Raw genomic sequence first — 25293 nt, 5'->3', positions numbered from 1 at the left:
CAATCGGATGCAATTCGCCGAAGAAACGATTAATCTGTTGGCTCTTTTTAATGGAATGCATTGGAACCATTGTGCAATCGAATCAACCTATAGACGGCGTATGCACGGCAAAAGCGCCGTCACGAAAACTAAAACGCGGCCTAGCTTTTACCGTGCCTCTTATCGCGGCGTTTCTGTTTCTTCATAGTCTGCCTAGTTCAAACCTCAACGGGACGGTAGAGCTAGACCTCAATGATTCACCAATCGCCAAAGCCATCACTCCTGAGCCAACCAAAGCTGAACTACCACCTAAATTCGCCTATACCGTAAAGTCAGGTGACAGCTTGAGCCAAATTTTCGACCAACTTGGTTTTCCGTACTCAGACATGATGTCAGTAATGGAAACCGATTTGGATTACTTAGTGCTCGACACGCTGCGTCCCGGTGACAAGATGCGATTTTGGCAAGATGAAGCCACTGGCGCACTCGGTCAATTGGAAGTTCAACGTAGTGTGGCCGAGAAAGCCGTTTATACTCGGCTAGACGACGGTAGCTTTGAATTTAAGGATGTCTCTATTCCCGGCGTGTGGGAAAGCGTGGCTTTGGTCGGTGAAATTCACGGCAGCTTCTCTTCTTCAGCGAACAAATTGGGTTTAAACCCTCGTGAGATTGACCAAGTTGTTACACTGCTTAAAGACAAACTGAGTTTCACTCGTGACCTTCGTGCTGGTGACCGTTTTGAAGTTGTTAAAAACAGCCAGTTTGTTGATGGTACCGCGACAGGTAACTCTGAAATACAAGCGATTAAGATCTTTAATCGTGGCGCGATGTACTCAGCTTACCTTCATACTAATGGCCAGTACTATGATGCCAAAGGTGACAGTTTACAGCGTGCATTTATGCGCTATCCGGTGAAAAATCATCGAATTACCTCAGGCTTTAACCCTAATCGTCGTCATCCTGTAACAGGCAGGATTGCACCGCATAACGGTACTGATTTCGGTGTTCGTACTGGTACGAATGTTTATACCACTGGTGATGGCGTTGTTGCTATGGTGCGCAACCACCCATATGCAGGTAAGTATATCGTTATCGACCATGGTGGTCCGTACAAGACTCGTTATCTTCATTTAAGTAAGATTCTAGTGAAGAAAGGGCAAAAGGTGACTCGTGGTACTCGTATCGGCTTGTCTGGAGCGACTGGGCGAGTGACTGGGCCTCACTTGCATTACGAATTGATTTCTCGTGGGCGACCAGTTAATGCTATGCGAGCGAACATTCCTATGGCAGACTCTGTGCCCAAGAACGAGCTCAAGCAGTTTATTGCTCGTCGCGATGAGTTAGACTCTATGCTTGAGAAACAAGAAACTAAACTGGCGAGCTTGTAGTTCGCTAGGTTAATAACGGTATTGATAATGCAACAACTAGAATTTCAACTACTTGTCATGCAGCTTTGCGAGTTCAAAACACTCCCAGATGCATTGAATAAGCTTAAAAGCGTCGAGAACCAAGAGATTGTCGAGGCAGCAAACAGTTTAAGCGGTCAATTTGCATTAGCGGATGTCGATGGTGAACAGCGTATTTATCATGTATTCACCGATATCGATGATAACGGTGACGAGCAAGAATACGTAGAGCACATTATGAACGAAGGTGACGATATCATTAAGTTTGTCGCTTGGTTCTTCGACGCTATGTTCGAAATGAAGCAAAGTGACACGTATAAGGCGGCAGGTAAGACTTACAAGCAACCTAAACGTTCTTAATCCTATCCGGATAAAGTCAAAACGGCGCTCAAATGAGCGCCGTTTGTTATTTTATCGTCAGGGCAGGTGTGCAATTTTTGCTTAGTGTGTAATGCTTTAGGTATCGCATACTTACAGAGGTTGCCATGGAGAACAAGGACACTGCTCAATACATTGTTTCGCAGCGATTTGGTTTTGGGCCAAGAGTTGGTGATGCTAAGCTTGAACCCAGTTTAAATGAGCAACTCAAAGCTCAGGCTTATACTCATAAGGCGATTTCATCGCTTCCATCTACCGATGAAATGTTGGCACATTTTGGTGACCTGAATCGAAGACGAAAGGCAGCAAAAAGCGCAGAAGAGAAAAAACAGTTTACCAAAACCAATAATGCGTTTTTTCAAGAAAACTTCCGCAATCTTGTTCATGTGAGAAACATACAAACCCTATACACTCCACTAAGCTTTCAAGAACGTTTAATCCAATTTTGGAGCAACCATTTTGCGATCTCCGCGGATACACGTAGAGTCCGTCCAATTGCTTCTGGTGTTGAAAATGAAGTAATCAGAGAGCTTTGGTCTATCGATTTTCCGAGTATGCTGGTAGGCGTGATTCAACACCCCAGTATGCTGATCTTCCTTGATAACCACCAGTCAGTTGGGCCTAATTCCAAAGCAGGGCAAAAGCGCAATAAAGGACTCAATGAAAACTTAGCTCGAGAGATTTTAGAGTTGCATACTTTAGGCGTGGATGGTGGCTATACACAAAACGATGTTGTTGAGCTCGCTCAGGGTATCACTGGTTGGACGGTGAGCTTTAAACCGGACAGTCCAGGTTATCGCTTTTCATCGACCATGCATGAACCTGGTGCGATTAACGTATTGGGTAAAGTGTACGATCAGCAAGGTGAAGAACAGGGCATGAGCTGTCTTCGCGATCTTGCAAATCATGAAAATACCGCAAGACATCTATGTGGCAAATTGGTCGAGCATTTCTACGGTGTAGGACATGCTTCATTGGTAGATAAACTCACCAAAGTCTGGATAGATAACGAAGGCATGTTAATTCCGGTATATCTGACATTGATTAATAGCAGCCTCAAAAATAAGGATGAGCGCCTGCGTTTTCGTACACCTCAGGAATGGTATTTTGCCGTGCTCCGCAGCGCCGATTTTGAACCCAACCAGAAGCAGATGCATTCAATGTTGAGACAATTAGGGCAAGAACCGTTTATGTCAGGGTCGCCCGCAGGATGGTCTGATAACGATGCTGATTATAATAGCTCGGCCGCATTGACTCAGCGTTGGCAAGTCGCCAACCAAGTGGCTAAGCTTTTGATTACCCAGATTGAGCGCAGTAAACAGAACCCAGATGACAGGGTGACACAGATTGCACAACGCCTTTATGGTAATGAAGTCGATGAACACCTACTGACTGCGTTAGAAAAGGCACAAGATGCCAGTTCCAAGTTTGTTGCGCTTTGGATGAGCCCACAGTTTCAATATAGGTAAACGGTTATGACGACACGACGACATTTTTTGAAAGGCGTAGGAGCGGCGTCTCTGGTTACCTTGCTACCCAATTTCTCCTTTGCGTCAACGCAAAGCCCAAATGTACTGATTTGGATAACACTTCGTGGCGCGATGGATGGCCTCAACGTGGTAGTACCAAGTTTTGATGAGCATTACCAAAAGTTGCGGCCAACAATAGCACTCACCAAAGATCAGCTTAACCCGTTAGAGAAAGGGTTTGGCTTACATCCAGCATTAAAAAGTGTTCATCAGATGTATCAAGACAAGCAAGCCATGTTTGTTCATGCTTGTGCCACTGGTTATCGAAGTCGTTCTCACTTTGATGGTCAGAAGATTCTAGAAAATGGCTCCACGGATCCATTTGATCCTGTGGGGTGGTTGAATCGCTTTTTGTCGACAAAACAGAACAACCAAGCGATTGCTATTGATGCCGGGCTACCATTGATTGCTCAAGGTGATGTCAAAGTCAGCAGTTGGTTTCCTCACAAGCTAAAAGCTAAAGAAGAACAAGCCAATTTACTTGCCGAAATGTTCCAATCTGATGCCAAACTCTCTGCAAACTTTGAAGAAGCAATGAAGTTAGAGTCAATGTCCAGGGGCGGCAATCAAAATAAACAATTTACCAACTTAGCCAAGCAGGCTGGCAAGTTTGTGAGCTCGCCCAATGGGCCTAATATCGTAGTGCTAGAGCTGGGCGGGTGGGACACACACTCGTCGCAAGGGGCGGACAAAGGAAGACTTGCCAATCAGCTCAATAAGTTTGATCAAGGTATGGCAGCGTTAAAATCCGCATTAGGCGAAAAATGGCAGTCTACTGTGGTCATTGCAGCAAGTGAGTTTGGACGAACTGCCGCCGAGAATGGGACCAAAGGGACCGATCACGGCACAGGCAATGCGATGTTGGTAATGGGAGGAGCAGTACAACGCTCTAGGGTTTTATCCGATTGGCCAGGATTAGCTAGCAATCAGCTCTATCAGGGGCGTGACTTACAACCAACGTTGGATGTTCGTGCAGTCATCAAAGGTGTATTAGAGCAGCATATGGGGGCGGATCAAACGACGCTCAACAACACTTTCCCAGAGACGCAAGATATTCAGCCTATTCGTGTTTTATCATGACCTTAATGCATCGGCAGAAAAGTTGCGTCTTTTATGGGGTTGCTTCGTCTTAAAGAGATTAACTAAGGCAATGTGGGGTTAGGAGCCTGGGTTTATGCTTGCAGAATGGCAAAATCACAAAACAAAACTAAGAAATTACATCGCGAAACAAGTGGATGATGAGCATTTTATTGACGACATTTTGCAGGATGTTTACATCAAAGCGAGTGATAATTTACATCAGCTCAAGTCCCAAGGAAGTTTGAGTAGTTGGCTATTTCGCATTGCCCATAATACGATTATGGATCACTACCGTCAGCGTCGTGATTTCGACCAGTTACCGCAAGATCTCGTTCATGAAGAGCCGGATACGGCAGAGCAGGCTCATCAAGAGGTGGCACAATGTTTAAGACCGCTCATAGATGAATTACCAGAGCAGTATCGTACACCTTTAATACTGGCAGAACTTGAGGGAATATCTCAAAAAGAGATAGCGGAGCGAATGGGGATATCGTTATCTGGTGCTAAGAGTCGAATTCAACGAAGCCGAATCAAGCTGAGGGAGCATATCATGCGATGTTGTGATATCGAAATCGGTCACGGCGGTGTGACCGATTATGCTCCAAAGGAAGCGTGGTTAAATCGGCAGTGAATCTCCCCTTAGCCAGTAAGGGGAGTGGGATTTAGAGAGATTTAATTGCGGTGTGCAACCTAGCAAATGACGCTTGGATCTGTGCTCTGTCCACTGCGATATTCATGCGATAGTAATTAGGGTTGGTTTCGCCAAACCATGCACCCGGAGTCAGCCCCATTTTTGCCTCGTTAACCAGCAAAGACTTCAGCGCATCCGGCGCTAGTTGTAACTTGGAAAAATCGAACCAGATTTGGTTGGTACCCTCAGGTTTATACATGGTGATTTCTGGCAAAGATGAGGCAACAAACTCGGCGATCCAATGAACAGTGGTTTGAGTGTATTGCAAGTAGCCTTCAAACCATTCTCTACCTTTCTCGTAAGCAGCGATGGTGGCATAAGTTGTTAGCGCATTCCCATGGTCGATAGCCAATGAACTCACGGTTGATTTGATTTGTTGATACAAAGTGTCGTTATCGGTGTATATATATCCGTTCGCTATGCTGTTAAGTCCAAAGTTTTTAGCGGGTGAGCCGATAATGGAGATCGCTTTTTCGTATCCCAAAGAGACAATTGATGTGAATGTATGAGCGTCGAAAACGATATCGGCATGGATTTCGTCACTAACGATAATCACATCGTAACGGCGGGCAATATCGACCATCGTTTGAAGTTCAGAGCGAGTCCAAACACGACCAACAGGGTTATGAGGGTTACACAAAAGAACCATTTTGGCATTGCCCTGTTTGAGTTGCTGCTCAAAATCGTCAAAGTCGATGGTGTAGTGTCCATCTTCGATCTTGAGAGAATTACCTGCAACCACTCTGCCTGCCGATTCAATCAATCTGCGGAACTGATGATAAACCGGTGTTTGAATCAATACGCCGTCGCCTTGCTGGGTAAATTGGCGAATCAACAGGGCAATAGCACTCAAGACGCCCGGTACTTGCACGAAGTGATTTGGGTCTAATGACAGGTTATGTGCTGTTTCATTCCAGCGCGCAATGGCTGAAAAAACTCGAGAAGAGTCGAACTCGTAAGCGTAAACTTCGCGATCAACAAGACGTTGTAATTCCTGCGTAATTGGATTTGCAATGGGAAAGTCCATATCAGCGACCCAATAGGGTACGACATCGTTTGTTCCGTAAAACTGGTTCAACATGGCAGAATCATGTTTGATAAAGTTGTTCTGCGTAGCGGACGTTGATGAGGTTACTTTAAACATAGGTTTCTCTTATCATAAATAAGTGGTCATTAAATTAGACGGTGCTAATTCAAAAAAGACGCAGAGAATTTTGCTTTTTTAAGCAGAACAGTAGTTTTCTCATGCCGCTTGAGTTATAAATTCACTATCACTTTCCTAGGAGTACACGCCTACATGAACAACTAACTCAATTTCGATCGTTTTATACAAGTAACTTTTGAAATCGCAGAGTTAGTGGGCGTTGGCTCGTTCTATCTACACATCTCTATCATCAGCATATAGCTGACTTGAAATAGTACTATCTGCCAAGCGTCACATGCTCTGTAAAGGAGGATGTATGACTGCATTTCATGCAATTTCAATCTCAAAGCAGTTTCCTGATGGAGACCGACTATTTTCATCGATTAGCTTCTCAACTGAAGAAGGCATCACAGCGTTAGTAGGAAAAAATGGCAGTGGCAAGAGTCATTTGGCGCAGATCCTCGCTAAATTAACCCCACCGTCTGAAGGGCGAGTGGAGTGGGGAAATCAGATCAAATCTGTTGGCTTTTATAGCCAATTAGAAAGTAAATCAGACTTGTCTCAAAGCATTGCTCAACAATTAGGTGTGGAAAAGAAGTTGCTCGCCCTTGAGCACATTCAGCAAGGTGACAGCTCTTGTCATTGGTTTGACATGATTGCCGATGGTGAATGGGATCTTGCTGAACAATTAGCAAGGCTACTCACGCAACTACGTTTGCCTACCGATCTCAATATCAAACTGGCGCAATTAAGTGGTGGGCAACGCGCTGTATTAAGGCTTTATGTACTACTGCAGCAAGATTATGACGCATTCGTTCTTGATGAGCCTACTAACCATTTAGATTCAGAGCATGTTGATTGGTTAGTGAAGCAATTAAAAACAATAGACAAACCGGTGCTGGTGGTAAGCCACAATATTGCGTTCCTCAATCACGTTGACAAAATACTCGAGCTGAACTCGTTAGGTATTACCTGTTATGGAGGCAACTACCAAACATTCGTTGCTCACAAAAATGAGCATCTGCAAGCGTTGCAGGACAAAGCAAAATCACTGATTAAGGAGAGAAAGGTAAAAGCGGAGAAAGCGCACCAACGGCTAATCACAGCTCAAAAGCTCGCGACAAGGGGTAAAGCGCAAAGGACGAGTGGTAGCCAGCCAAAAATACTGATGGATGGTAAAAAGCAAGGCGCACAGAATGCTAACGCCGCGATTGCCGCTCAAAGTGAACGCCAGTTCGCGGTTTTGGATCAAAAACTTCAGCAAGTGACGGATCAAATAGAACAGAATAAACCGCAGAAATGGTACACCGGAGTGGTTCAAACGAAGGGTAAGACAGCCATCGCGTTTGACGCATTTCAGCATGCTAATGTGCTTGGTGTACCGATTCGTGCGACGGTGCTTACCAGCGAGCATGCGTGGCTAAAAGGTCGTAATGGCTCGGGTAAGTCGACCATTTTAAAGCGAGTACTCGCTGTTAGCCAAAACTCAAGTGGTGTGACTGATGGGCTTCGAGTCAATACGCAGTGTTTTTACTTAGATCAACACTTTTCTATACTTAACGGTGATTTAGCGCTGATTGACGCTGTGTGTGAAGGGTGTAATGAGATGACAATTCCTGTTGCTCGTACTCTATTAGCTGGCATCGGTTTTAGGCGAGATAAAGTCTATGACAAAGTCGAGCAACTCAGTGGTGGCGAGAAAATGAAGCTAGCCATGTTGATTGCTTCGCACCAAAAACAGGTAGCTACCCTGTTATTGGATGAACCGGATAATCACTTGGATCTCGAAGCAAAACAACAGTTGATTGTTGCTATTAACGGCTACGCAGGGACTGTGTTAGTTGTCAGTCATGATATGGGATTCATAGAGCAGTTAAGGATAGACAAAGTCATTGCCCTAACTGACTGACGAAAAAGAGAGGCTCAATCGAGCCTCTCTTTTTTAGTTGTAACCTTGATTGTCGAGCACCCTAACGAGTCCTTTCACACAGCGATAGATGACCCAAACGGATGTCCCGACAAGTATTAAGTAGCCAATGCCAAACAGCGGCATGGAGAAGATACCCACGACCGTCAAAATAATGGAGACCCAAAATGTCTGTACTGCGTTTTCGAGGTGATCAGCCAACGGACTACCTGCTGAGGAACTGCGCTTAAGCATGGCCCAGATACCGCCAACGAGATAGAAAATGCCAGTGAAACTTCCTAAAAGTAAACAGGCGTAAGCGACAATGGCGTTAGTTTTAGTTTGTTGGTCTTGTTCGGATAGCATAATCGTTCCCCTGTAATGACTTGATTTAACTATAGTACTTAAAACATGAACCAGAGATGAAACTGAAGGTTTCAAAGTAACAAAGCGGCCTTGAAAGCCGCTTTGTTGTTTACGCTGTACGTGAACTTAAAGTGTGATGTTACTTGCCAGCCACCAAGTGTTTCTTGGTACGAATACTGGCAATGAACATATAGATAGCGGTTGCCATCATGGTTGCAAGTAAATAAGCCATCAAACCTTGCGTACCGTCCATAAACCAATCCGCAAGTACCGGACCAGCGACTGAGCCGATGCTGTAGCAAAACAGCATAACTTGCGTTGCAGAGACAATAAAACTCTCGTCCAATTTGTCACAGCCTAAGTTAATAGCAATCGGGTACAGGGCGAACGTCGCCATCCCAATTAAGAATAAGCTGATCGCCAGTACACTCAGGTCATCGCTGAGAATAACTAGGCCGACACCAAATACACCCAATAAACAGAACATGCCCATTAGAGGAGTGCGACCCGCTACTTTAAGTAGTGGAGGTACTAGTGTTTGTACTGCCATACCGCCAAGGATTACTAAGGCCATTAATGCACTTAAACTGCTTTGTGACACGTCGCGGTGCGTTAACTCTACAGGCATCAGACCATAGATAGATCCAAGGGTTAAGCCTGAAACAATACAGCCGATGATTGCAGCATGGTTCAGTTTTGCAATTTGTTTGAACGATAGTGTCGCCGAGTGAGCACTCTGTGGTTGCTGTGTTGGAACGAACATCAGAACCAGAATAGCTGCGCTTAGCATAGAGAGAATCGCCACAAATGGCAGACTACCCTGAACACCGATAAAACCAATCCCAAGCTGACCTAGTGCAGAGCCGCCATATAGCGAACCCATATAGAGGCCAAGACGTTTGGCACGGCTTGATTCATCACCTACAAGTAGCCATGACTCAACGATAACGAAGACACCCGCGACAGCAATACCTGCGACAAAGCGTGCAATCAGCCAAGCCCATGCGACAGGCATCAGTGGCAGCGCAACGATCGTAGCGATAAATAGCGCTAGACAGGCGATAAATGCGACACGGTGACCGATATGCTTTACAGCCGGTTCAATAACAACAGCACCAACTAAAAGACCCGCGTAGAACACACTTGCTAGCCAACTTGCGTTGCTTGCATCAATACCGTATTCACCCAGCATAAGCGGGATTAAGCTCATCAAATAACCTGATGCGACGGCATAAAGTGATAGCGCAATAACAGGTACTTTAAAGCCAGTTTTTACTGCGAAATCAGGTGTGTTTTCCACTAGCAGAGCCTCCTAAATAGTCGTTGGAAAATCGAAACAGAATTGAGAAATTGATTAGGTTTTCGCCGCGACTATGAGGCTTGAAAGAGGAGGAGTAAAACTAAAAAAAATGACCATAACGACAACAAATATTTATCGATATATTGGCATTAGTTATCGTTGAAGCGAAGTATAAATGTAGCTAATGTTTAATAAGCTAACGTACTGTTTTTATTAAGTAGTATAGGAAAAATCTCATTGTGAATGTTTGGCGGAAATATCAGTGCTTTATCAAAAAATTAAGTCATGGAATATTATTTTCCGACACTAAAAGAGCTGTTTGGGGGTGATCCCCATATGTTGTTTAAAGAAAGCGATAAAAGCACTGTCACTTGAAAATTCCAAAGTATAAGAAACATCTAGAACACTTTGCCCCAGTGCCAATAGCTCTGTGGCTCGCTGCAACCGCCATTGTTGTCGCCAAGCTTGAAAGCTCATACCGGTTTCTTTAGCGAAAATTCGACTGACGGTTTTGCTGCTGGCCCCCACATGACGGGAAAATTCCTCTAGTGAAGGGAGGCTTTGCTCTCCGGTCAAAAAATGATTCAAGATGCCCGTGACTCTCGGATCGCTGGGGATAGGTAAGAGGTGCACCTCTGCTAACGCTAATTGAAACTCTTCCCAAAACAGCGCTGTGGTGTTGCGGGTTTGTTCGATACTAATGTCCCAAGACCAAAAGCTCATTCTATCAATCAAGGCTTTCAACAGCTCGTTTACGTTAAGGTACTGTATGGTGTCTGGGGCACTAATAAACAGGTTGGTATCAAAGTATAGCGAGCGATACTCGACGACATTATTCATGCTCGCTCGATGTTCTGTGTTTGGTGGTATCCAAGCGGCTTGAGTTGGCGGCAAAACCGAACGACATCCTTGAAGTTCGATAGTCATGCAACCTTGAGGTGCGTAGAGCAGTTGTCCTTTCTGATGCTGGTGCATGCCTGAATCATGTTTGCCCACTCTTGCTGCAATACCAATAACAGGTGCACTCAATGCGTCAGCATCGAAACGTGTCTGGTGATCAATTAGCGCCATTTGTCTTATTTTCGATGTTTTTTGTTCTTATGATGATATTAGTACAAAACCCATTAAGGCTAAACTCCTCACCATCAAATTAAGAGGAGGAATCACAATGATTCAACAAACGAAATATGGGGAAACAGCGAAACCCCCTTTGTGGTTAATGGTACTACTTATTATGTTTCCTCAAATTGTTGAAACTATCTACAGCCCGGCGCTAGGAGATATTGGGCAACATTTTGGGGTGAGTGATAGTCTTGCGGCAGCAACCATTGCAACGTATTTTTATGCATTTGCGATAGGAGTCGTGGCTTGGGGTATTCTGTCTGATGTATTAGGACGTCGAGCAAGTATGCTATTGGGTTTAACAACCTACGCTATCGGTGTTTTTACGGCCGTATTCGTGACATCGTTCGAGATGCTGTTGGTCGCTCGTGCTATTAGTGCTTTTGGCGCAGCAGCAGGCTCAGTGGTCACACAAACCATGCTGCGTGATAAATTCTCCGGTGAGGAATTAGGGAAAGTATTTTCTTTAATGGGGATGGGCATCGCCATTAGTCCGGTTGTTGGCATGCTCGTAGGCGGACAGCTCACCCAGTTAGGCGGACACACCTACGTATTTTGGGCGCTATGCCTACTGGCAGTGATACTGCTTGGTAAAAGTGCGTTGCGATTGCCAGAAACAGGCTGCCAAGAGTCACGCAAAACGTCCTTAACCCAGACGGCTAAACAGATGCTGCTTGATAAACATATCTGGGTGTCGGCACTATTGGTCGCTGGTTTTAATATCGTAGTATTCAACTATTACCAGATTGGCCCGTTTTTATTTCGTGAACTGGGTTTTGACGCTCAACAGTTCGGATACTCAGGTGTGGTATTGGCACTTGGAACGTTTTTAGGCAGCTCTATAAACAAACGGCTTCTCACCAAAGGTAGAACCTCGGCATCGTTAATCAAATTGGCTGTTACTTTATCTGCCTTGGGCTCTTTAGGTGTTTACATGACGCAAGACAGCCTATGGTTCTTACTGCCTATGATGGTCGTGGTTATGGCGTTTGGTGTTGGTATTCCTAACGTACTAAGTCAAGCGTTAGTGAACTACAAACAAGCGGTTGGTAGTGCGAGTGCGATTTTAGGTCTGCTGTACTACATACTGATTGCTGTTGGATTATCGGCATCAAGTGCAGTGGCTAACTTAGGGTTATCACTTGTTGCGGTCTCAATGCTTATGATCGTCACTCTATGCTTCAAAGTCCATCGTCAACTTTAATCTAGAATAAGGCCGTTATCTTTCAACATATCGAGAAAGCGGTCTTTTACCGGATTGATAACATCGGGGTTCCAAATAACGCCAATATCCCAATGATTATCTGTCGAGGGGATCGGGAGGAAACGTATCGTGTCATCAACCAATGAGCGTGCACTTTCTGGAACAATGACAAATCCTATATTGGCTTTAACCAATGACAGCAGGGTCAAGATATCATCGGCAAATTGGCTTGGTGTGAACTGCCAATTTAGCTCTCCAGCAACCTTTGAGATCTGTTGGTGTAACCCCATTCCTCGCTCTGGTCTCAATGCTAAGTAGGGAAGAGAAGTAAGTATAGACGTCAGTGACGACTCACTATGGCTGCGGTTGACCGCTACGCAAAGTCGATCACTGGAGAGTGTGATTGAAGATAGACTGCTTTCACATGGGAGGCGTGAGTAGGCGATATGCAACTCGCCTGACAGGAGTTGCTCTGTCTGTGTCTGAGATGGGAGATCGTTAAGCGTGACATGGACATCGCTGAAACGCTGCTTGAACTCGGAGATATGTCGAGGTGCAATGTCAAAACTCGAAATACCGAAGCCAACATTAAGATAACCGGATTGCCCAGCTGCAACTTGGTTGGATAACTGATCAAACTTCTCAGCGCTCGCAATGACGCGCTTCGCTTCGGGGAGCAGGCACTCGCCAACAATGGATAATTTCGTCCCGCCTCGATTACGGTCAAATAAGGTCGCGCCAATATCACTCTCTAGCCGATATATTTTTTTCGTCAATGCTGACTGAGTGATAAACAGTGCCTCAGCAGCACTGCGATAGGTATCGCTGCGAGCCAAGGTCACGAACGCTTTTAGAAGGTCGATATTCATGATTCCAAATGGTAATCAATTTGTGATTTAAATTCATTATACGGAATCAACAGTACTTTTTACACTGTGACTTCACTGTTAAGCTCTCATAAGGAGAAAGTATGAAGTCGGTAAAAGTAGCCTCAGTTCAGTTCAATCATAAGTCGGGAGATAAATCTGCCAATTTAGCGATAATAGAGCAATTTGTGACTCGAGCCGCTGCTAACAAGGTAGATATCATCAGCTTTCCCGAAATGTGCGTTACTGGTTACTGGCATGTTTCAGCGCTTACTCGTGATGAGATTTCTGAACTCTCAGAACCTGTGCCATCGGGCGACACGAGCCAAGCACTGTTGGCACTCTCACAACGTCATAATATGAGTATTGGCGCGGGGCTGATTGAAGAGGGTGAGTGCGGTCAGTTATACAACACCTACGTGTTTGTGATGCCGAACGGTGTGGTTCAAAAGCACAGAAAGCTGCATACATTTGTCAGCCCCCATATGAGTAGTGGCGATGAGTATACGGTGTTTGACACCCCTCACGGCTGTAAGGTTGGAATCCTGATTTGTTGGGATAACAACTTGGTTGAAAACGTGAGAATCACGGCGTTAAGAGGAGCGGATATCTTAATTGCGCCACATCAAACAGGCGGTTGCGACTCTCGAAGCCCAAATGCTATGGGGCTGATTGATCCTCAGCTTTGGCATAATCGACATCAAGATCCACAGACTATCTACAATGAAATGCAAGGTAGGAAAGGCCGTGCTTGGTTAATGCGCTGGTTGCCTGCTAGAGCTCATGATAATGGACTATTTGTAGTATTTAGTAATGGGGTTGGTGTGGACATGAATGAAGTGCGCACGGGACACGCGATGATTCTTAACCCTTATGGTGAAGTGATTACTGAGTCAAAGAGTCTTGATGACGACATGGTTGTCGCTGTACTGGACGGTCAGGAACTAGAAATGTGTACTGGCCGTCGCTGGATTCGCGGTCGCAGGCCAGAGCTATACCAAGAGCTAACCGAAAAGCAGGGAAATGAGCTCGACCCTTATCATGCGAGATTCTCGCGAGATAAGATCTGAACTTGTTCTAAACACTAAATTGAATAATATTTCGAGAATTGGTCGTCTTTTTTGATTTTGCTTCGTCTTATTAAGAGAGTTAAAACAGAACAGTTGAGAAATATGTTTCAGATTAAACCTGCCACCTTGACTATTGATGGTCAAACGACAGTTATTGGTGCTTCAGAAAAGAACTTAGTCGAATTAGCGAGCAGAGTAGGGGTAAGGATCCCCGCTCCATGTTTGAAAAATAAACGCAAGCATGGTTGCTGTAAAGCGTGTTTGGTTGAAGTGGATGGCCAGCAAACTTATGCTTGTTCAAGTAAGCCTAAGTCGAATACAGAAGTGATAGTTAAGCGTCGAGACCTCGACCAAATCCGAAAAGCGTCGCTGCAAAATTTCAAGCAGCAAGTGAAGTCGGGTGATACGTCATCATGCGGTTGTAGCTGTTAGTCAGCTACAATCTCAGTTAATTGTTAAGAAGCGGCGGCTTTAAGTTTGCCGATTACGCTAAATACAGCCACAACAATGAGGCCTGCGATGATACCGATAACGCCGTTGAGCAGAGCTGGGATAATGGCTTGAGCAACGGATAGGTTGGGAATATCCATGATGATAGGTTCAATAAGATGGTGAATGGCGGGTACGTTATGGACAACAATACCTCCGCCCACTAAGAACATAGCCGCAGTACCAACGATAGTGAGCGTGCGCATCAGTTTAGGGGCAAAGGCAATCAATCCTCTACCAATGCTGGATAATAGTCCTTTTCCTTGAGACTTTCGTTCTAAGTAAAAACCTAAATCGTCGAGTTTAACAATACCCGCAACCAGTCCATATACTCCAATAGTCATTACAACGGCAATCAGACTAACCACCATGATTTGGATACTGGTGGACTGTCCTTGGACCGTCCCTAAAGCAATAACTATAATCTCCGCTGATAGGATAAAGTCAGTGCGAATCGCGCCGGCAATTTTCTTTTTCTCGTATTCCTCAACGGAGTCACCACCAAGATCCGGTGTAGTTTGATCATCAGTGTGTTCTTTGCTGTGGAACAGCTTTTCCAGAATCTTCTCAGCACCTTCGTAGCAGAGAAACAGCCCCCCAAGCAGCAATAATGGATTGATCAGCCAAGGAGCAATAAAACTGATAATGAGCGCGGCGGGTACAAGAATGCATTTGTTCTTAAAGGATCCTTTCGCGACGGACCACACAACAGGGATTTCACGTTCGGCGGAAACGCCAGAAACTTGATGGGCATTAAGGGCGAGATCGTCACCCAATACCCCAGCGGTTTTCTTTGCTGCTACTTTTGAGAGCAGCGCAACATCGTCCAATACCGCAGTAATATCATCGAGAAGAGTTAATAGACTCAAACCAGCCATAAGCGTTACCTGTTTGCGAAAAAGTCGTCATACCTGTAAGCAAATGTAACACTAATTAGGACTTTAACAAGCCAGCAAGCAAATGTCGGTGTTCAACCAGATAAGTCTTACAGTTTCACAAAGTTAGTGGCGAACTTGTAACCTTCCCATCGATGCTTCACATTGGAGTACTCGAAAATTTCGCCATTATCGAGGTAAACAATCTGTTCTACATTGACTAAAGGTTCGCCTAGTTTTATGTCTAACTCAGTGGCATAAAACTCATTCGCTTTGACGACCGTGATTTCCATCGTTGAACTGTGGATCTTGAGACCTAGTGTGTCTGTGATATAGCTATAAATAGAATCTTGGGCATGTTCACGCTTTAAACCTTGAATGACATTAATAGGCATATAAGTCTCCTCAACCGCACCCGGTATGTCATCAATGATGCGTACCCGTGTTGTTTTGTACAACATATCTTCAATGTCGCAGTTCAATCTCTCTGCTAAGAAGGTGTCTGCAGGGACGACGGAGAACTCCAGTACTTTTGTGGTTAGGGTTTGACCACTGTCTTGCACATTGGCTTTGGTGCCGTAAAGATGCTTATAACCGGAGTTACCAAGAGGACGTTTCACATACGAGCCAGACCCTCGTTTTCTCACCACTAAACCGTCGGTGACAAGAATATCGAGTGCTTTCTTTATGGTGAGCTCGCTGCATCCGAATTCTACTGCTAACTCACTACCACCAGGTAATTTTTGGTTAGTTGTGTACTGTCCAGAGAGAATCCTCTCCTTGATCGCCTGATAGATATCAGAATACTTAGCTTTGGTGGTGGACATAGTGAATAGATTCTCGCAACATGATAAACATTCTTCATACTAAGCCAAAAAAACCACCAGTTAAAACAATATGGTTATATTTATTAAATTATATTGTTATTGATCGAGTTTTCTTCTTGCCTCTTATTTGTTTGTCTTTCCGCCAATGATTATCACTGGTTACACCATTGAGCTAAAAATCCGTATTTCTTTGCGTTATAACAATAAAAATGCAATTAGCTATGAAAATGATATTGATTCCCATTTGATCGTAAGTGATAATGATTCTGTTTAATATAACCATAAAATATATAAGGAAAACGGAATGAGTCAGTCTATGAGTTTCATCAAGCGTGTCGCGCTGACACTAACGGCCAGCTTCGCCATGGTTGCGAACGCAAGTGCAGTGACTATTCAGCACTTCAAAGGCACTGCAGAGTTTGATGAAACCCCTAAGCGAGTAGTGGTGTTAGGTAATGGTAGCTTAGATGTTCTAGACCGTTTAGGTGTACAACCAGTTGGTGCTCCACATTCATTGCTTCCAGACTATTTAGCGCAGTACAAAGCGTCGACGGGGAATACAGGTTCAGTAAGCGAGCCTGATTTTGAAGCTATCTTCACGTTGAAACCTGATGTGATTATCGCTGAAAACCGCATGCTTCGCGTTTACGATGACTTAAATAAAATTGCGCCAACAGTGATGTTTTATGTTGATAACGGTGAGTATTGGCAAGATACGCAAGCAAACTGGCGTATGCTTGGCAAACTGTTTGATAAAGAAGCGGAAGCAGAAAAGTTAATCGCAGAGACTCAAGCTCAATTTGATAAAGCAGCTGAGGCGGTTTCCAAGCAAGATTTGGACGCACTTATGTTGATGAACAATGGCAACAACGTGGCGATGTTCAACAAAGGTAGCCGTTTTTCTATCGTATTTGATGATTTTGGTTTTGGTGAATCGACTAGTCAAAATGTTGCGCCGATCCAAGGGTCTCACGGTAACTTGATCTCATTTGAATATGTGGCTGATGCAAAGCCTGAAGTTATTTTCATTTTAGACCGTGAACAAGCCATTGGTCGCAGTGTGGGTAAGGCGAAAGAGTTATTTAACAACCCTCTAGTGAACTCAACGCCTGCGGCGCAAAATAAAAAAATCGTCTATATCAATCCAAATGCTTGGTATATCTCAGGTGGTGGTGTAACCGCTACACAGACCATGATTGCTGATATCGATAAAGCTCTGAACTAATTAAAGTATTCAAAAAGTCTCTCTTAGTTCTCTAGGAGAGACTTTTCTAATTCTTGTTGTTAATTACTGGCCATCACATTCTCAATGACCATCCATAAATACATTCTTGCATGCACATTACTGGTCGCATTAGCGGTTAGTTCCCTCGTACTCGGTGCTGCTCACGTGTCCATTGCGGACTTGTTCCGTGGCGATGAACATGCTTATTCCATCTATGTTGTCAGTCGAGTTCCGCGACTACTAGCAATAATTCTGGCTGGTGCTGGTCTTAGCGTTGCGGGTCTTATCATGCAACAGATCGTGCAAAACCGCTTCGCTTCTCCATCAACGACAGGCACTATCGATTGCGCTCTTTTAGGCTACGTTGCTGGGCTTATCTTTTTGGGTGGTGCCAGTCAGTGGATGCATCTTGGTGTTATCTTCTTTTTTGCCGTTGCAGGCACATTGATCTTTGTGAAATTCTTGCAACGATTGCAATTCAAGAATGCGGTTCTTGTACCTCTTATCGGTATTATGTATGGCAATGTGATATCCGCACTGACAACCTTTATTGCCTATAAGCACGACCTAGTGCAGACCATGTCTTCTTGGACGGTGGCTAACTTTGCGAGTGTGTTGCAAGGGAATTACGAAATCCTGTATCTTGCGGTTCCAGCATGCGTACTTGCGTATTTATATGCACGTCAGTTTAGCGCGGCTAGTGTCGGTGAGAGCTTCGCTAAGAATATAGGTCTCGATTACCAAAAAATCGTTTTCATTGGCGTTATTTTGGTGGCGGTGAGCTCATCAACAGTGGTAATGATTGTTGGTGTGATTCCATTCTTAGGGCTGATCGTACCGAACATTGTCTCTCTATTTATGGGGGACAATATGAAGCGCATTCTACCTTGGACGGCGTATTGGGGCGTTATTCTGGTTCTCGCCTGTGACATCTTAGGTCGCTTAATTATTTTCCCTTACGAAATGCCAATCTCGATGATCATCAGTATTTTCGGTGGTGCTGTGTTTATTTATCTGGTGTTGAGAGATAAAGCCAATGCGTGATTCGTTGAAAGTAACTCTACTTATCGCAGGTTGTTTGGCGATCATTGCGTGGTTTATTGGACAGGGGCTGACAGCGGATAACTACCAGTTTTTCTTGTCTCGTCGTATTCCTAAAGTATTGGCCATTATTCTGGCGGCCGTTGCGATTTCAGCATCGTCTTTGGTATTCCAAACCATTACCAATAACCGCATTTTAACGCCATCCATACTCGGGTTTGATAGCTTGTATCTTATGGTACAGGTGCTAATGGTGGTGATTCTAGGCAGTACAAGCTTTTGGGTTATCCATGCGATGAGCAACTTTATGTTGTCCACTGCAGTGATGATTGGTTTTTCACTGTTGTTGTTCCATTTCTATTTCAAACGCCAGGATAGCAATGTGTTTACCTTATTGCTCATTGGTATTGTCTGCGGAAGTTTGTTCAGCAGCGTCACAGGTTTCTTGACGATGTTGGTTGATCCAAATGAGTTTGCTTCCATCCAGAGTTCTATGTTCGCGAGCTTTAATAACGTCAACGCTAAGCTGGTGTACTGGAGTTTGATTCCACTGTCTCTCTGTTTGGCGATTCTGTTCTACTATGCTCCGAAATTGGATGTGTTGTGGTTAGGCATTGATAATGCGACCAGTTTGGGTGTTAACACCAAACAGCTTACTCAGCGGATTATGATCTTGATTACTATTATGATCGCGATTTCAACGGCGCTGGTGGGTCCTGTCCTGTTCTTCGGACTTATTACAGTGAGTCTGACCCGAGAAATGTTCAATCACTACCAGCATCGCTTTCTTATAATCGCGAGCAGTTTACTCGCGGTATTACTGTTAGTTAGCGGTCAATGGTTCGTAGAAAAAGTTCTCGCATTCGAAACCACGATCAGCGTGATTATTAACCTCGTAGGTGGTTCTTACTTCCTGTTCTTACTACTAAGAAACAGAATTAATTAAGGGTAATGAAGTGATTAAGTTAACAGGTCTAAGTAAAAAGTACGGGAAGACATTTGTTGTTAAGGATGCCGATGCACTATTTCCTAAAGGTGAAGTGACGTCAATTATTGGCCCAAATGGTGCCGGTAAAAGTACTCTATTGTCTATGGCAAGTCGCCTCACGGAGAGTGATGCGGGTGAAGTTGTGATTGGAAACAAGTTGCTCGCTCAGTGGGACACCAAAGAACTGGCTAAACACTTAGCGGTACTGCGCCAATCAAACAACATCAACATGCGCTTCACGATCCGAGAGTTGGTCTCTTTTGGTCGCTTTCCACATTCTCAAGGTCGACTAACCGATGAAGATAATAAAATTATCGATAAAGCACTAGGGCATCTAGGTATTGAAGAGATCCAAAATAAATACCTCGACCAACTCAGTGGCGGTCAGCGTCAAATGGCGTTCATCGCTATGGTTGTCGCTCAGGACACTGACTACGTGTTCCTTGATGAACCGTTAAACAATTTGGATATTAAACACTCTGTAGAGATCATGCATACGCTGCGTAGACTGGCTCATGAATTCAACAAAGCTGTAGTAATTGTGATTCATGATATCAACTTTGCATCTTGTTACTCGGACAACATTGTGGCGATGAAAAAAGGGCAGGTGGTTAAATCGGGTAAAGTCGAAGAAGTAGTGCAGCAAGAGATCATGGAATCCATCTACGAGATCCCATTTGATATCCGTGACGTAGATGGTCGTCGAGTGTGTTTGTACTTCAATAGTTGATCGAGCACGATGTAAAGTCTTACCGTGTTAACGAAATATAAGAATTCAAAGCGTCCCATTTGGGGCGCTTTTTTAGTATTCACAATATGGACTGCCTAGTGCATTGACGCGGAATTATGCAGCGCTCACAAAATTACCACGATGATAGTAATTAAATTAACTAGGTTAATTTAATTACTATAGAATGTGTCAATAGAAACAATTTGGAGAGAACCCTATGAATTATGCTCCGTCTGTCGGTGTCAAATTTAATGAGGACGGCACCGTTCGCCGATTCCCCGGCAACACCTTCCTTTGTCACGTTGATAAAACCAGCCCGGTATACCAAGAAGTGTTATGGGCACAGCAGCAGTTAAAAGCGATGAAGTGCGCAACTAACTATGCCTTCTTGCCAGAAGCTAGTATGCATATGACGGTTATTGAAGGTCTGTGCGATCAGATTCGAGAGACGACACACTGGAGCTCAAAGTTGGCCGAAGATGTGAATATTGAATCGGCAACAGAAAGTTTCCAAGCTTGGTTACAAGAGGCTGCAGCGACACCTAACTTCCAAATGAAGTTTGATTACGTGTACAACAGTCGCGCGGGTGGAACCGTATTAAGGCTTAAGCCTGCGAACGACGAAACTAAGTCTGCACTTAAAGTATGTCGTGATAATTTGAGTGAACTGACAGGTATTCGTCACCCAACGCATGATGAGTACCACTTCCATATTACGCTAAGTTACAAGGTTATTAATCTTGACGAAAAGCAACAAGCCGAATTGGAGCAAACTTGCCAGCGTATTGAAGAAAGGCTCAATCAGTCTTTTGGAGTGCTTACTCATGGCGCGGTGGAGTTCTGTGTCTTTGAAGACATGTTTGAGTTCAAACCAGTAAAACTGTTGTCGTTGAAAAAGTAACTTACTGACATATAATAAAAAACGGAGTCTATCGACTCCGTTTTTTCATCCCACCTTAACTCAATTAAAGACCTTGCCTAGAATTTCGCCAAGTGCTCGATAAGACAAATGCGTTTGCCCAATGACAAAGTTGTCATTCATCGCTTTCTGGCGGTACTCAGCATCAAATAGATATTGTTTGGTTTGCTCAGCAGCCAGTGACAATTGTTCATCAGATATCGTGGCTAAGCCTTGTGAATCCCACGAATGGTTCTCTCCAAGATCGATGATATTGAAGTTGAACTGCGCAATATCGGTTTCATAAACAGGATAGCGATAAACGACTTGTGGTACTTTAGCCACTAACCCTTCTAAGAACTGATTACCCCAACCTTCAAGCCAGCTCGGGTAGGTAACAATATCCGCATGAACATAAGCGTCCCAGAGGGAATAGCATTTTTCGCCATTTATTTCACAGCGACTGTGTTCGATATAATCATTGATAAACAGCATCTGCACATTGTTTTGATCTGCTTTTTGCTTCAGCTTATCAAAGTACTCTTGTTCTTCGTTCATACCTGCTAGAACAAGGACAATTCGACTCTCTTTAGTGATGGTTTTGCCGTTGTAAAGTGCTTGTCCAACCCAGTTTGGCAGTTGCTGATTGAGCTTCGCAATAAGGTCAATCGCCAGTTCAATACCTTTGCGTGCAACGATTCGAGTGGCTTGTAGAAAGACGATGTCGTTATCGGTTAGTCCGATTTTCTGTTTCAAGTCTCGGTTATAGTCGTCAAGGCACCAATGACTGTTGTCGAAATCAAACACATTGGGGACGACGGTGGCATGCTTGCCAGTTTTGTTCTTGAGTGACTCAAAAGCAATCTGATTGATTACGCAGTGTTGGTCGGCGTCGCGACGTGGAGGAAAGTATTCGTCTAATATGTCTTGGATTTCTGGGTACACGGGTTTAGCGAATTTCTCGCGTTCCCAGTGGAAATCGTGATGGTGATTGACAACTTTAACATGAGTGTTGCGAATGGCTTTCTCCAATCCAATTGCGGCAGCGAGGCTGTGCCCGACTGCGAAGATATTATTAGGAACGATAATATCTATTTCTAGGTCTCGAATGATAGCCGTTACTGCGTGCTCAATATCATCAGCTTGAGTGTGGATGGCAGTGAGTAGGTCATCTGAGCTAGTGAAAAACTTAGGCTCAATAAAAGCGTCGTGAGTAATTTTAGCGTTCAATTCATCTTCATAACGAAGTGCTTCGACACAAGAAGCATTAACATTTCCAGCACTGCCTGCCAGATAGAAAACCTGGTGACCCTGCTGCTCTAATGCCCACTTCCATTTATCCATTTCTAGCGAAACACCGTCGGTTTCGCCAACACGATAGTGCGTTAGTAGTATTCTCATGCGTTATTGAGTTCCAAGATGACCGTTGAATACAAGTTGAGGCCTTGAGGATCGTTTCCTGGAGCGTTCCTACCTCCGGCCGCAACGCGGTTAAGTAAATCCATTGTTGGTGCTTCAGTGGTGCTTGTTTTTGCGGCGTATACCTTCATCGCTGAACCACCGTCGATGGAAATCGCGTTAATGACAGATTCGCCATCGAAGAAGTCGATATCGGGTTGTGATAAACGCTGAACAAGGTTGGCAACGTCAACAATGTTGGCGCCAATACTCATCTCGTGTCGACCATCAAACAGCAGGTAACCGATGTGGTTTTCAGTTTCGATAAATAGACCAGAAGGTTCTCGGATGAGCGCATCAAAATTGTTGGTTTCTTTTCCTGAACGCGATAGAGGAGAATCGGTGTTGGCGACAGCATCTAGTGCGGCTTCTGCTTGCATTGCGGATACTGTAGGACCAGTTGGAACCAACGATTGTCCGTTAATAACAGAAGGAACTAGGCCACCTAAAATCTGTTTATAGTCGCAAAGGTCAATCTCGTTTGCGACAGGGATAACCTTAACCGCTTGCCCGACTTGAGGTGTCTCAGAGAACAGCGATTCAAAATACTTCTCCTCAATGGATATGAGTGTTCCGAAAGAAGGAAGAGGGCATTTGCCATTCCATATCGCGACAACCTCTTCGAATGGCTTAGTGCCGTCGCCCTGATTAGCTAGAAACAGGTTCACTCTTCCTTCTAATTCAAGCATTGGAGAGAACTCAACTAGGTCGCCTTGGTGCTTCATCGGAAACTTCACATTAAACAGAGCGACATCGTGCTGTGAAAGTGACTCTAGCGACGGGTTAAAGCAATCAACGTCAAAGTTTGTTCCGCCAATAGTGACGTTAAATTGGCGAAAAGTCAGAGATGGAACGATCTGCACATTGCCTGCACGATCTATGGCAACAGCTGCATCATGGGCGCTTGGGAAACCGGCAGTTTCAACCTTGCCATTTTCATCTGAGAAATAGTAGAAACCTAGGTATGACAGCACTTCTGGCAGTTGATGGTCTGGGTTTGGAAAGCGGCGTCTGTGTGACCAAATATGGTCTCCGATATTAAGCTCTTTAGTCATAAAGTAGCCAAGGTTACCAATCAACCCATCCAGATTGTTTTCTGATTCAAGTCGATCTCTCAGGTTCTCTAGCTTATTGCCCTTGAAGTGATAGCCGATGCGCGCTTTATCGATGTCTGCTTGTGGTGCTAACACTATAGAAACGGATGTAGAACACAGTGAACGAGGCTCGCTAATTAGCTCGTAATCCGAGGCGCTAGGAAGTTGCGCAGCGTCAAGCTGCGGCATTGCAAAATGCGCTCTTTTTACCTTTAAAGATGGCTTTTCATGTTTCAACTGTTGGTATCGTTGTGCCAGTCCTTGTTCAAAGGCGGGCTCAACACAACCATGTAAAGGGTTGCCTTTCGGGCCATGTTTAATTTCGTAGCCAGGCACCACTGATGGGTTGAAGTAACGATTTGGCTCGATATCAATAGGCTCCCAACATTGGGAATTCATGCTTGTGACGTTGTTAGAGACTCGCTCTGGAAAACATTTGGTGTTCATGGTTGTTGTTCTTATTTCGTGCTAGTTGTTTTAGTAAGCGAGGTTGTATAGAGGTAGCATAGCCGCACCTGTGGCTGCAATTTTGTCACCGGAAATGGCCGCCGGAACAATGTTAGGCATGGCTTCATCAGGTTCGAGATACTGTTGAATGGATGCAATGGCAGCAAGGTGTAGTTCTTCGACTAATTGTGGTGGTAACAAACCGCCAATGATGATCTCGTTTGGATCGCAAATAGAGCGAATAGCTTGCAGCGCAGACGTTAGTTGCAACTGAGCATTACTTTTCCATTCGACCACTTTTTCCGGTTTCTTTTCTAACAAAGTCGCAAGCGTATCGGCTCGGTGAGCGCTAGGCTCCGATAGCCCTAGTTTTTCATACAGACAAGACAGAGAAGGACGATTGTCACGCTCAGGAAACAGCTTACCAATGCGACCCGCATTGCCTCGTGCACCGCGATAGACTTCGCCTTCAAAGAAGTGACCGCCACCAATACCATAACCAAGATATAGATAGAAAAAGTTCGCACCAGTACTTCGGCGGGAGCGCACAGATTCACCCAATGCTGCGGCTATACCGTCGTTCTCAATCCAGCATGGCAAATTGAATTTAGCTTCTACCGCGGCTTTGATGTCGATCTGCTCCCAGGCTTTTAAGTGAGGAGGCATGGTGAGGGTGTTAGACTCTTTGTTGAAGTTGCAACTGGTCGTAACGCCAACTCCAATTAGCTTAGAAAACTCGCTACCAAAGGCAACAGAAGTGACATCGATAAGACTAGATAGTTCTTCAAGTGCGCTTTGAGGGTCTGAATAGATGCCTTGAATGGCTTTAGAGAAAATAGCTTCTCCTTCAAGGTCTACCAATTCAATACTGATTTTTTCCAGCTCTATGTTTACCCCTAAGCTATAGGCTGCTTGAGGGTTAATACCTAGCTCAATACCAGGTTGACCTCTGCCCCCCTGTTGCTTACCAGTGACGACAATAAGACCTTCATCAAGCATCTTCTTGGTGATCTTTGTAATGGCCGCAGGCGTTAAACCACTGGTCTCAGCAAGGGCTGCTCGTGTGGTTGGTGCTTGTTGACGGATCAATGCAAGAATTGAACGCTGTGTGTCTGTTCCGAAATCTATCAATGGTGTTTCCTTAACTGAAAATCTCTTTCTATTTGATTTGAAAGCTAAA

24 protein-coding genes are annotated in these 25293 nt (G+C 44.5%); 14 read left to right on the top strand and 10 right to left on the bottom strand.

What is annotated here, in order from left to right:
* Window positions 1-50: 50 nt before the first annotated feature.
* The 5 genes from HOP38_RS24105 (at window position 51) to sigZ (ending at window position 5003) form a co-directional block, all read left to right on the top strand.
* Window positions 51-1367 carry a peptidoglycan DD-metalloendopeptidase family protein gene (locus HOP38_RS24105; RefSeq protein ID WP_006070411.1) on the top strand — a complete coding sequence of 439 codons (1317 nt, stop codon included), beginning with the start codon at window positions 51-53 and terminating at the stop codon, window positions 1365-1367.
* A gap of 27 nt (window positions 1368-1394) precedes the next feature.
* A complete protein-coding gene (locus HOP38_RS24100) occupies window positions 1395-1745 on the top strand; it encodes a hypothetical protein (RefSeq protein WP_006070412.1) in 351 nt (116 codons plus the stop codon).
* A 125-nt stretch (window positions 1746-1870) separates the two neighbouring features.
* On the top strand, window positions 1871-3232 hold the full coding sequence (locus HOP38_RS24095; RefSeq protein ID WP_198559187.1) for a DUF1800 domain-containing protein: 1362 nt from the start codon (window positions 1871-1873) through the stop codon (window positions 3230-3232).
* Window positions 3233-3238: 6 nt separating this feature from the next.
* Entirely contained in the window at window positions 3239-4372 is a 1134-nt protein-coding gene (locus tag HOP38_RS24090; protein WP_198559186.1) for a DUF1501 domain-containing protein, read from the top strand.
* Window positions 4373-4466: 94 nt separating this feature from the next.
* Complete coding sequence (gene sigZ, locus HOP38_RS24085) at window positions 4467-5003, top strand: RNA polymerase sigma factor SigZ (protein WP_198559185.1); 537 nt, start codon at window positions 4467-4469, stop codon at window positions 5001-5003.
* A 31-nt stretch (window positions 5004-5034) separates the two neighbouring features.
* On the opposite strand, the gene HOP38_RS24080 is transcribed toward sigZ, so the two are convergent.
* Entirely contained in the window at window positions 5035-6207 is a 1173-nt protein-coding gene (locus tag HOP38_RS24080; RefSeq protein ID WP_198559184.1) for a MalY/PatB family protein, read from the bottom strand.
* A gap of 316 nt (window positions 6208-6523) precedes the next feature.
* Between HOP38_RS24080 and HOP38_RS24075 the strand changes: the two genes are divergently transcribed.
* Window positions 6524-8116 (top strand): ATP-binding cassette domain-containing protein, encoded by a 1593-nt coding sequence (locus HOP38_RS24075; RefSeq protein WP_198559183.1) that lies wholly within the window; start codon window positions 6524-6526, stop codon window positions 8114-8116.
* 33 nt (window positions 8117-8149) lie between these two features.
* Here the strand turns inward: HOP38_RS24075 and HOP38_RS24070 are convergent, their stop codons facing one another.
* The 3 genes from HOP38_RS24070 to HOP38_RS24060 all read right to left on the bottom strand — a co-directional run bounded on the left by HOP38_RS24070 (window position 8150) and on the right by HOP38_RS24060 (window position 10850).
* Entirely contained in the window at window positions 8150-8479 is a 330-nt protein-coding gene (locus HOP38_RS24070; RefSeq protein WP_062456033.1) for a DUF4870 family protein, read from the bottom strand.
* Window positions 8480-8618: 139 nt separating this feature from the next.
* Entirely contained in the window at window positions 8619-9779 is a 1161-nt protein-coding gene (locus HOP38_RS24065) for an MFS transporter (protein ID WP_198559182.1), read from the bottom strand.
* Window positions 9780-10085: 306 nt separating this feature from the next.
* Window positions 10086-10850, bottom strand: a complete 765-nt coding sequence (locus HOP38_RS24060) for an AraC family transcriptional regulator (protein ID WP_198559181.1) — start codon at window positions 10848-10850, stop codon at window positions 10086-10088.
* Between the two features lie 97 nt (window positions 10851-10947).
* Between HOP38_RS24060 and HOP38_RS24055 the strand changes: the two genes are divergently transcribed.
* Window positions 10948-12105: a multidrug effflux MFS transporter gene (locus tag HOP38_RS24055; RefSeq protein ID WP_198559180.1), complete on the top strand. Its 1158-nt coding sequence runs from the start codon at window positions 10948-10950 to the stop codon at window positions 12103-12105.
* On the opposite strand, the gene HOP38_RS24050 is transcribed toward HOP38_RS24055, so the two are convergent.
* On the bottom strand, window positions 12102-12974 hold the full coding sequence (locus HOP38_RS24050; RefSeq protein ID WP_198559179.1) for a LysR family transcriptional regulator: 873 nt from the start codon (window positions 12972-12974) through the stop codon (window positions 12102-12104). The two genes, HOP38_RS24055 and HOP38_RS24050, sit on opposite strands and share 4 nt — an antisense overlap.
* A 101-nt stretch (window positions 12975-13075) precedes the next feature.
* Between HOP38_RS24050 and HOP38_RS24045 the strand changes: the two genes are divergently transcribed.
* Window positions 13076-14041: a nitrilase family protein gene (locus HOP38_RS24045; protein WP_198559178.1), complete on the top strand. Its 966-nt coding sequence runs from the start codon at window positions 13076-13078 to the stop codon at window positions 14039-14041.
* Window positions 14042-14143: 102 nt separating this feature from the next.
* Window positions 14144-14473: a 2Fe-2S iron-sulfur cluster-binding protein gene (locus tag HOP38_RS24040; protein ID WP_062456014.1), complete on the top strand. Its 330-nt coding sequence runs from the start codon at window positions 14144-14146 to the stop codon at window positions 14471-14473.
* Between the two features lie 23 nt (window positions 14474-14496).
* On the opposite strand, the gene HOP38_RS24035 is transcribed toward HOP38_RS24040, so the two are convergent.
* Both HOP38_RS24035 and HOP38_RS24030 read right to left on the bottom strand, forming a co-directional pair.
* Entirely contained in the window at window positions 14497-15408 is a 912-nt protein-coding gene (locus tag HOP38_RS24035) for a DUF808 domain-containing protein (RefSeq protein WP_006070427.1), read from the bottom strand.
* A 107-nt stretch (window positions 15409-15515) separates the two neighbouring features.
* Complete coding sequence (locus tag HOP38_RS24030) at window positions 15516-16232, bottom strand: GntR family transcriptional regulator (RefSeq protein WP_006070428.1); 717 nt, start codon at window positions 16230-16232, stop codon at window positions 15516-15518.
* 304 nt (window positions 16233-16536) lie between these two features.
* Between HOP38_RS24030 and HOP38_RS24025 the strand changes: the two genes are divergently transcribed.
* The 5 genes from HOP38_RS24025 (at window position 16537) to HOP38_RS24005 (ending at window position 21117) form a co-directional block, all read left to right on the top strand.
* Entirely contained in the window at window positions 16537-17457 is a 921-nt protein-coding gene (locus HOP38_RS24025; protein ID WP_006070429.1) for a siderophore ABC transporter substrate-binding protein, read from the top strand.
* An 84-nt stretch (window positions 17458-17541) separates the two neighbouring features.
* Window positions 17542-18501, top strand: coding sequence for an ABC transporter permease (locus tag HOP38_RS24020; protein ID WP_006070430.1), 960 nt, complete (start codon window positions 17542-17544; stop codon window positions 18499-18501).
* Entirely contained in the window at window positions 18494-19444 is a 951-nt protein-coding gene (locus tag HOP38_RS24015; protein WP_038227327.1) for an iron chelate uptake ABC transporter family permease subunit, read from the top strand. The genes HOP38_RS24020 and HOP38_RS24015 overlap by 8 nt, the downstream gene beginning before the upstream one ends.
* Before the next feature lie 10 nt (window positions 19445-19454).
* Window positions 19455-20216: an iron ABC transporter ATP-binding protein gene (locus HOP38_RS24010; RefSeq protein WP_006070432.1), complete on the top strand. Its 762-nt coding sequence runs from the start codon at window positions 19455-19457 to the stop codon at window positions 20214-20216.
* Window positions 20217-20433: 217 nt separating this feature from the next.
* On the top strand, window positions 20434-21117 hold the full coding sequence (locus HOP38_RS24005; protein ID WP_198559177.1) for a DUF1868 domain-containing protein: 684 nt from the start codon (window positions 20434-20436) through the stop codon (window positions 21115-21117).
* Window positions 21118-21177: 60 nt separating this feature from the next.
* On the opposite strand, the gene HOP38_RS24000 is transcribed toward HOP38_RS24005, so the two are convergent.
* Genes HOP38_RS24000 through HOP38_RS23990 form a run of 3 tightly spaced genes read right to left on the bottom strand, consistent with a single transcriptional unit; the run spans window position 21178 to window position 25244 of the window.
* Complete coding sequence (locus tag HOP38_RS24000; RefSeq protein WP_198559176.1) at window positions 21178-22515, bottom strand: glycosyltransferase family 4 protein; 1338 nt, start codon at window positions 22513-22515, stop codon at window positions 21178-21180.
* Complete coding sequence (locus HOP38_RS23995; protein WP_242456577.1) at window positions 22512-24113, bottom strand: hypothetical protein; 1602 nt, start codon at window positions 24111-24113, stop codon at window positions 22512-22514. The genes HOP38_RS24000 and HOP38_RS23995 overlap by 4 nt, the downstream gene beginning before the upstream one ends.
* 30 nt (window positions 24114-24143) lie before the next feature.
* A complete protein-coding gene (locus HOP38_RS23990; RefSeq protein ID WP_124941431.1) occupies window positions 24144-25244 on the bottom strand; it encodes an ROK family transcriptional regulator in 1101 nt (366 codons plus the stop codon).
* Window positions 25245-25293: the final 49 nt, after the last annotated feature.

Source organism: Vibrio mediterranei (assembly GCF_013364395.1).
Classification (GTDB): Bacteria; Pseudomonadota; Gammaproteobacteria; order Enterobacterales; family Vibrionaceae; genus Vibrio; species Vibrio mediterranei.
The sequence above is the reverse complement of the archived record's forward strand: the minus strand, read 5'-3'. Positions and strand labels throughout refer to the sequence as shown.